The sequence below is a fragment of the Arthrobacter sp. JCM 19049 genome (assembly GCF_001310435.1).
In genome coordinates, this window is the sequence record NZ_BAXF01000903.1 from 1 (window position 1) to 586 (window position 586).

Annotated in this window: 1 protein-coding gene; it reads left to right on the top strand. The window is 66.4% G+C overall.

Features of this window, described 5'->3' with window-relative positions:
• The coding region (locus JCM19049_RS17025) for a Mur ligase family protein (RefSeq protein WP_279403507.1) at nt 1-586 on the top strand (586 nt) is incomplete at both ends.

Genomic DNA, 586 nt, shown 5'->3' on the forward strand with positions numbered 1-586 from the left:
TGGCGGGTGCAGACCCGCGCCGGCCGCCCGGCCCCGAAGTGGCTGGCGGTGACCGGCACCAACGGCAAGACCACCACCGTGGGCATGACCGAATCGATCCTGCTGGCCGCCGGCAAGAAGGCGATTGCGGTGGGCAACGTGGGCACCCCGATCCTGGATGCCGTGCGCGACCCGCAGGGCTTTGAGGTCCTGGTGGTGGAGCTGTCCAGCTTCCAGCTGCACTTCACCCATTCGATCTCCCCGCTGGCCTCCGTGGTGCTGAACCTGGCCGAGGACCATGTGGACTGGCACGGCAGCTTTGAGGCGTACAAGGCCGACAAGGCCAAGATTTACGCGCGCACCCAGATCGCCGCGATCTTCAACGTGGAGCAGGAAGAAACGATCACCATGGTGGAAAACGCCGAGGTGATCGAGGGCTGCCGCGCCATCGGCTTCACCACCAACACCCCGGCGGTGTCCATGGTGGGCATCGTCGAGGGGCTGCTGGTGGACCGCGCCTTCATCGAGGAACGGCACAGCTCCGCGGTGGAACTGGTCGCCCTGGAGCAGATCGGGGAAATTGTTCCCCGGCACACCGCCGCGAACG